Source organism: Jutongia sp., from assembly GCF_057878315.1.
The window spans coordinates 25,949-34,259 of record NZ_DBLXSO010000032.1 but is presented as its reverse complement, the minus strand read 5'-3'; the positions used below and the strand labels follow the sequence as shown (position 1 = coordinate 34,259).

General features: G+C 44.7%; 7 protein-coding genes. 5 read left to right on the top strand and 2 right to left on the bottom strand.

The features are described from left to right. Positions 1-185: 185 nt before the first annotated feature. Together ACZLMD_RS08750 and ACZLMD_RS08745 are read right to left on the bottom strand one after the other, a co-directional pair. On the bottom strand, positions 186-1,169 hold the full coding sequence (locus tag ACZLMD_RS08750) for a substrate-binding domain-containing protein (protein WP_484107379.1): 984 nt from the start codon (positions 1,167-1,169) through the stop codon (positions 186-188). Positions 1,170-1,200: 31 nt separating this feature from the next. Next, complete coding sequence (locus tag ACZLMD_RS08745; protein WP_489495568.1) at positions 1,201-3,228, bottom strand: methyl-accepting chemotaxis protein; 2,028 nt, start codon at positions 3,226-3,228, stop codon at positions 1,201-1,203. 275 nt (positions 3,229-3,503) lie between these two features. On the opposite strand from ACZLMD_RS08745, the gene ACZLMD_RS08740 reads away from it, so the two are divergent. From ACZLMD_RS08740 to ACZLMD_RS08720, 5 genes are all read left to right on the top strand, one after another. Next, positions 3,504-3,812 carry a glycosyltransferase gene (locus ACZLMD_RS08740; RefSeq protein ID WP_489495567.1) on the top strand — a complete coding sequence of 103 codons (309 nt, stop codon included), beginning with the start codon at positions 3,504-3,506 and terminating at the stop codon, positions 3,810-3,812. 6 nt (positions 3,813-3,818) lie between these two features. Next, on the top strand, positions 3,819-4,082 hold the full coding sequence (locus tag ACZLMD_RS08735) for a hypothetical protein (protein WP_489495566.1): 264 nt from the start codon (positions 3,819-3,821) through the stop codon (positions 4,080-4,082). Between the two features lie 206 nt (positions 4,083-4,288). Then, the gene (locus ACZLMD_RS08730) at positions 4,289-4,489 is read left to right on the top strand and encodes a hypothetical protein (RefSeq protein ID WP_482522528.1); all 201 of its coding nucleotides are present in this window, start codon (positions 4,289-4,291) and stop codon (positions 4,487-4,489) included. A 206-nt stretch (positions 4,490-4,695) separates the two neighbouring features. Beyond that, positions 4,696-7,848, top strand: a complete 3,153-nt coding sequence (locus tag ACZLMD_RS08725; protein WP_484104721.1) for a cellulase family glycosylhydrolase — start codon at positions 4,696-4,698, stop codon at positions 7,846-7,848. Between the two features lie 86 nt (positions 7,849-7,934). Continuing rightward, positions 7,935-8,240 carry a type II toxin-antitoxin system RelB/DinJ family antitoxin gene (locus ACZLMD_RS08720; RefSeq protein ID WP_022306481.1) on the top strand — a complete coding sequence of 102 codons (306 nt, stop codon included), beginning with the start codon at positions 7,935-7,937 and terminating at the stop codon, positions 8,238-8,240. Positions 8,241-8,311: the final 71 nt, after the last annotated feature.

The following is an 8,311-nucleotide window of genomic DNA, read 5'->3' as shown; positions in this document are numbered from 1 at the left end:
TTTCTTTTGTCTTGCCATAATAAAAGGCCCTCCTAATGATATTTATTTTATCATAGAAGAACCTTCTAATCATTATTTTACAGAAAAAGTATCACACTCTCGTTGGGATGCTTCCATAAACAAGAGCAAAACCAGTGTTTTGCTCTTGTTTAGTTATCTTATATCATATGCATGTCATCGTAGTATTAGTACTGATCTACATTTGTTTTATCCACTTTTTCAAATGGAACCCATACATATTTTTGATCATCTGACAAATATTTGATACCTTCCAATGATTGGTTTTGTGCCAAACGAGCGGCAGCTTTGATCAGATATTCACCCTGTCCGGAGCCGGACTGATAGATCGTAAATGCCATTTTGCCGTCTTTGATGGATTGACAACCGGCATCGGTGGCATCTACACCAATGACAGGGAGAGTATCAAAGGAAATATGGTTCTCCTCGCACGACTGCACGATTCCAAGTGCCATATCGTCGTTGTTGCATGCTACAACATCGACAGGCTGTCCGGTCTTGAGGAACAAGTTAAAGTATTCTTTTGCCGTGTCTGTTGACCAATCGGCATTGTCCTCGAAGACATAATGGATATTTTTGCCGGATGCATTTAAGGTATGTTTCAATGCATTTGTTCTTCCTAAAGTAGCGGAATGTGTTTTCTCGCCTTTGAAGATAGCCACATTAATGTCGTTTTTGGAAGAATATTTATTCAAGATATATTCTGCCTGATATTTTCCGGCTTCTTTCTCATTGGATCCAACGAAGATGTACTTGCCTGCTTCCAATCGCTCCGAATTAGGGCAGGAGTTAAAGAAAGCGATAGGCAGATCACCTGCAGCTACCTGTAATTGCAGTGCCGTATCTGTATCAACAGGGTTGCAGAGGATGACATCATAACCGCTATCTACTGCTTCTTTAATATGTGCTAATTGGTTTTCCAAAGAACCTTGTGCATCTTGCACTGTAAGTTCTGCACCAATTTTTTGAGCCTGTTGTTTCGCAGCATCAATGATCGTTTGGCGAAAAGTATCAGCCGTAGAGACCGTGAGGTACATTTTGATGCCGGAAGCATTATCACTCTGTGTACTGCCATTGGAGCAGCCCGTCAGCAAGCCAAGGCAGAGAACCACAGAAAATATTTTTGTCAATAATTTTTTTCTGTATTGCATAGTTACCCTCATTTCTGCGCAAATTTGCGTCTTATATTTTGAAACGACCAATATGTTCTTTCAGATTGTCTGCACTCTGCGAAAGTTCTTTGGCACCGTCCATGACAATATTGCTGTTATCAGCAATGCTGTTTGCCTGTGCCACCATGTTTTCGGAAGTGGCTTGGATTTCCAGTGTGCTGGCTGCCTGTTCTTCGGAAATGGCAGCGACATTTGTTGCTACAGAATCTACTTCGCTTACTTTAGTCATCATCTGTTTGATCAAATCTTCCGTTACCTGAATATCGTTAAAGATTTCATCGAAAGTACGCAACGCAGTATTGATCATGAGACTGCTGTCATCAATGTTTTTCATACTGTCAGCTGCCTGTTTGATGGTCTCCTGTACAAGACCGGTTACCTCGTTGATCAATTCCACGATGTGACCAACGGACTCGGTACTGGTCTGTGCTAACTTACCAATTTCTGTTGCGACAACGGCAAATCCCTTGCCGGCTTCTCCGGCGCGTGCTGCTTCAATCGAAGCGTTCAGGGAAAGGAGATTCGTCTCATCTGCAATATTACCAATGACGCCTACGATCTTTTCAATTTCCTCAGAAGATTTTCCGACCTTATCGATTGCCTGGTCTAATTTCCGGATAGAAGAACTGATTGTCTCCATTGCATCATTGACTTGGCGCATATCGTTTTTACCCTGAATGGAAGCGGTGACAGTCTGCTGCATATGTGACTCTACCTTTGTACTTGTCTGTTTTGTATCAGAAACGACCATAGCAAGTGTTGTGGCATTGTCGGCAATTTCGCTGATAGAGCGGGAAAGCTCATCGACGGTGACGTTCAATTCTTGCATGGATTTTGCCTGTACGGATGCGGAATCATACATTCCTACGGACAGGTTGTTGGTCGTGTCTGACTGCTCAGATACTCTGTCGGAGATTTCGTGGATCTCATACAACATACCCCGAATGGAATCTAGGAAATGCCGGACACTTCTGCCCATATGTCCAATCTCATCACTGCCTTTGACCTTGACATCAACGGTGAAATCACCATCTGCCATTGTGGTAATTGTCTTAGTAAGTCTGCGTACCGGTTTGACAACCAGATGTATAATTCGCTCGACTAAAACGACCAGAACTAAAAGGGCAACGACTGCGATAACGACCATTTTTGTACGAAGACTGTTGACATCTGCGTAAATGATCTTGTCCGGAATGTAGGACACCAGTACCCAGTTTGTTCCGGAAACGGTTTCAAATCCGGTCAGATTACCATTCAATTCGCAAGTGTCATAATCGTTGTCGGAAATCTTCTTTGCTACAGAGGATAAAAAGGCATCCTTGTTGGATGTATCCAATTTCGTGGACACGAGAGAAGAATCACGATGTGCCAGGATCGTTCCGTCGTTCGTATCGATCAGAAAGGCTGCGGCATCATTCATTTTGACAAAGGAATTAACGATTACGGCAATTCTCTGAAGAGATACATCTGCAGAGATTACGCGGATCGTGCCGGAACCGTCATTTAACAATGCGGAAGCACTGACTTGGTTTGTTCCGTCGTCACTTTCGTAAGCACTGCCGTATTTCATATTAATACGGGAAAGTCCTTCCTGGTACCAGGTAGACTGTGTAACATCATGAAAAGTCTGCTCTGACTTGCTGGCCTTGATGACATTACCTTCCTCATCAGCGACATAAAGTCCGTTTGGATAATTGGCATTATACTCATAGTAGGAATCTAACAACTTTTGCAATTCCGCACCGGACGCTTTGGTCTGCTCAATGGTCTGCTTTGCCGTAGAAAATGCTGCAAGATTTTCATTTAGCCATCCGGCAATACTTTCTGACTGGTAGCTGATGGAGGAATCCAACAGACTGGTTGCATTGTTGGAAATGATCTTGCCGGAAATTGTGTAGGACAGTAAGATCATGACAACGATCAAAATGGTTACAACCGGTACGATGGTTCCAATGATCTTTGTTTTGATTGAAATCTTCGTGTTACTCTTTTTCTTAGAAGGTTTCAAAGATGTTTCTGTGTTTGCCTTATTTTTCATAGGCGGTCACCTCTTTTCATAAACTATGGTTTTTCGATAGAAATCTTCTCCACGTATTGAGTTGCTATGTTTGAAAAGTTCCACTTAGATAACTCGAAAATCCGCTTTTTCAAAGCTTGTTATGTGTTTTGAAAGCTAATTTGTTCGTTAATAACCCCGGATAACCAAATGCCTGCATTGTGGTCGCTTGGATCTCCTTGAGGTATAGTACATTATAACATATATACCACGAGATTTGTAGATGATTTGCTGTACTGCAGATTGTTGTAAAACTTTTGATTTTGCTTGACACGATCGGTGGTGATAATGCTTCTACAGATGGAAGCCCTGAGAGGATCCTGGAGAAGTATGGCGATCAGGTGACACTGTTGCAAAATGCAGAGAATCTTGGGGGATCCGGTGGATTTAATACCGGGCTCCGGCTTGTGTTAGAAAAGGGTTACTCTTATGCGATGTGTCTGGATGATGCGATGGTAGATGAACAGGCTATCGCGGAATTGTATACTTATTTGGAGCAACATCCCGATACGGGAATGGCAGGTGCCAGAGTATACCATACCCAGATGCCGGAGTATGTGCAGTAGTGCGGGATGAAGATTGATTTTGCGCAGGGCATGGTGCAGACATTATATGCGGATGTGCCGGAGGATGGAACTTTGCCGGCAGCGAAAGCCTTACATCAGATGGGAGCGAATAACAAAAGACCAAATACTTTTATAGAATATTATATGTGGAGAAATCGTTTGCATTTCTTTATGAAGTATACACCGAAGGATCAGTTGGAGCAGATGAGTGTGAACACTTTGGAAATGATCTTTGATGCCATGCTTAATGGCATCAATGTGAAAGCATGATATTTGAAAGCAGACCGTATTGTCAGGGGATGATTGATCTGAATATTCTTGAAAAGGGGGAGGATTATAGGAACCTGAAGAAAAGCTATGTCATTTTTATCTGCACATTTGATCAATATGGAAAGGGTGTATCGGATGCTTTCACACAAGATCTGGAGGAGGCGGTGCAGTCTGTCCGTCAGAATGAGAAGTGGAGGCTGGATTATATGACATTACAGCAGGAATATAGGGAAAGATATGAAGAGGGAAAGCTCGAGGGAAAAATCGAAGGAAAGATCGAAGGAAGGCTCGAGGGCAAAATAGAAATATTATACACAGGGTTTCATATGACCCCATCCCAAATTGCGGATAAACTTTCCTTGCCGGAATCTGAGGTGCTACGGATTTTAGCAGAACTGCAAGAGTAAAAAGTAGAATATTTGTAAAAGTGTATAGTAATTCAAAAAGATATTTGATATAATTACAAGCGGGAGCAATGGGGATTGTTCCCATTTTTTTAATGGTATAGGAAAAAGATCGTAATGTGGTGGGATACCTCCAAGAATTGCAAAGCAATTCTTGGAGGGCAGAACGCTGGGGTTGTTTTGTACAAAATGGAAAGGAAGGGCATTATATGCGCAAGAACAAAAGAGTATTGGCGGTGCTGCTGAGTGCAGCGATGACGATCGCTTCATTGACATCCGGTGGAACAGGGGGTGTGCCGGCTCGTGCAGCGACTTCGACATCATCATTTCAGGATCTGAATCAACAGCAGATCACGGAGGCAATGGGAGTTGGTTACAATTTGGGCAATTCGCTCGAAGCGAATGATGCCGGAACTCCGAATGAGACAGCATGGGGCAACCCGAAGCTGACGGAGCAGTTTGTACTGGCTGCGAAAAGTGCAGGCTTTCAGTCGATCCGCATTCCGGTGTCTTATCTGAACAAGATTGACGATAATAATGGATATCAGATTGATTCTGCCTGGCTTGACCGTGTGCAGGAGGTTGTGGATTATTGTGTGAAGAACGATATGTATGCGATTGTGAATATGCATGGAGATGGCTATACGACGATCAATGGAGGATGGCTTCTTTGCGGAAGCAGCGATCAGACGAAGATCCGGGAGAAGTATAAGGCATGCTGGCAGCAGATTGCAACGCGCTTTAAGGACTACGATGAGCATCTGATCTTTGAGTCGATGAATGAGGAATTTGATGGAACTTATGGTGATCCGAACAGAACGCATTATGAGAATATTAATACATATAATCAGATCTTTGTGGATACGGTTCGTCAGACCGGCGGCAATAATGACAAGCGCTGGCTGTTGATTCCGGGATGGAATACGGATATTAATTATACGGTTGGTGATTATGGTTTTGCGCTGCCAACAGATCAGTATTTGTCATCCGGTGTGGCAGCCGGAGAGAAGAGAATCATGATCTCCGTTCATTATTATGCTCCATGGGAGTTCTGTGGAACGGAATCTCAGGCGGTTACGCAGTGGGGCAGCAAGGCAACGGATTCTACGAAGAAGGCATCCTGGGGGGATGAAAGCTATATGGTATCCCAGTTCAAGAAATTAAAAGATAAGTTTGTTTCGCAGGGATACCCGGTGGTGATCGGAGAGTTTGGTGCGATCAATAAGTCTTCGATAGACAGTCAGAATACGGTATGCCGTGCCGATTTCTATCAAAAGGTCTGCTATTATGCGAAACAGAATGGTCTGGTACCGGTAGCATGGGATAATGGTTATAACGGAGTGTATGGCTTCTGTCTGATCGACCGTTCAACGAATACGGTTGTACATCCGGAGGTTGTGAATGCGGTGATGGAGATTTACCGTGCATCCTCTACGGCAACAGGGATTTCACTGGACAAGGATCGGATTACAGTCAGTGTTGGCGATGCGGGAGTACAGCTTAATGCTTCTCTGACACCGGCGGACAGTCAGGATCTGATCTCCTGGTCATCCGATGATGACACGGTCGCAACGGTGAGTTCATCCGGACTTGTTACGGCAGTGGGCGCCGGAAGCTGTACGATCACGGCATCTGTGGCAGGAGGCTATAAGGCAGAGTGTAAGGTGACAGTGCCAAAACCGACATATATCCGTACGAAGCTTTATATGATGAATACGAACGACTGGGGCACTACCGTCAGCGAAGAAAGTGCAGATATCACGACAGCAGATCAGGAATATACAATGACCTTGAAGGTGACGGATACGCAGCTTCAGAATATCGGTTCTCTGTATTTGAAGGATATTCAGGCGACGGAGCCGGAGGATTCACCGATCAGCTATGCCACGCTTAAGGTAAAGTCCATAACAGTCAATGGAAAAGAGTATTCCATGAATAATAGTGTGTTTACTTATAATAGCAGCTTGAAGAGTACAACAGGAAAAGCGAACAATGTGTTTGACTTTGCATTTGTCAATATTTGGGCAATTACCTATATTGATGATGTGACTACGGAAAGCAAGAAAGCATATTTTAATGGGGTATCTTATCAGGGGACGAATACGATATCTATGACATTTGAGGTATCCGATGTTAAGGCGAATGGGACAGAGACACCGAGTGCCGCACCGAGCAGTACGCCGAAGGTGACGACATCGCCAAGCACCGTACCAAGCAGCACGCCAAAGGTGACGACATCACCGAGTGCCGCACCGAGCAGTACGCCGAAGGTGACGACATCGCCAAGTGCCGTACCAAGCAGCACACCAAAGGAGACAGTATCGCCAAGTGCCGTACCGAGCAGTACGCCGAAGGTGACGACATCGCCAAGTGCCGTACCAAGCAGCACACCGAAAGTAACAGTGTCTCCAAGTGATACACCGGCACCGGGCCTTACACCAAGTGCCGTACCGAGCCAGACACCAGCACCAAGCAGTGCACCGGGATCAAGCGCAGAGCCAAGTCAGACGCCGGCACCGGGAGAGACTGGCGTGCCAAGTGCAGAGCCAAGTGAAACTCCGGCACCAAGTGATACAGCCCAGCCGAGTGCAGAGCCAAGTGAAACTTCTGCACCAAGTGATACAGCCAAGCCAAGCGCAGAGCCAAGTCAGACACCTGCACCGGGAGAGACTGACAAGCCAAGTGCATCACCAAGTCAGACGCCTGCACCAAGTGATACAACAACCCCAAGTGCATCACCGAGCCAGACACCGGCACCGGGAAATACAAAAGCTCCGGGTACCGGTCCGAGCGCAACATCGGGGACAAACGGAGACAACTCACACACCGCAATGAGCTTTACTTTGAAAGCAAGTGTCAAAGGTGTAAAGAATCTTTCGGTTGGAACAAAATATAAGCTGGCAGCCGGAAAGAAAATGACACTTTCCGCGGACTTTATCACAGACACCGATGATCAGGAAGTATCGTTTACAAGCAGCAAATCATCTGTTGTAAAGGTAAATGAAAACGGTGTTGTGAAGGCAGGAAAGAAGACTGGAAAAGCAGTGATCACCGTGACGGCAGCAGACGGAACAAGTCGTAAAGTTACTGTTCAGGTTATGAAAAAAGCAGTGAAAAAGCTTGCGATCAAGAAGGGATCACGCAGCCTGAAGAAAGGCAAGAAGCTGAAATTAAAGGTTCAGGCAAAGCCGGGCAAGAAACTGGCATCGAATCAGTATTACTGGAAGACGTCCAGTGCGAAGAAAGCAACAGTTTCTGCAAAGGGAATTGTGAAAGCAAAACAAAAGGGAACTGTCAGGATTACTGTTTATGCAACGGATGGAAGCGGAAAGAAAGCATCCGTTAAGCTGCAGGTGAAATAGTCAGAGATTGAAATATTAAATGTGTTGGATTTGCTTGCAATTGCAAGCAAACATGGATAAAATATTAAGAAAAAGGAGGCGATACTATGGCAAACACATCTGCTGTATATGCAAGAATAGATACGAATCTCAAGGATAATGCGGAGGGAATTCTTTCGCAACTGGGTATTTCTCCCTCAAGTGCAATTCAGATGCTTTATAGTCAGATTGTATTGAACAAGGGAATGCCGTTTGAATTGCGCCTTCCTTCTTCAAAGCCGTCATCTGTTGGTGCGATGACCAGAAATCAGCTTGATGCAAAGTTGCAGAAGGGTGTCGATTCTATTAAAGCAGGCAGGGTATATTCTGCTGACGAAGTGGATGAGGCGCTTGCAAAGGAGTTTGATATATGACAGATTACTATGCAGTAGTTTATTCTGCAGTGGTCGAGATATCAAAGGAATTATAGATTCTGATGCAGATG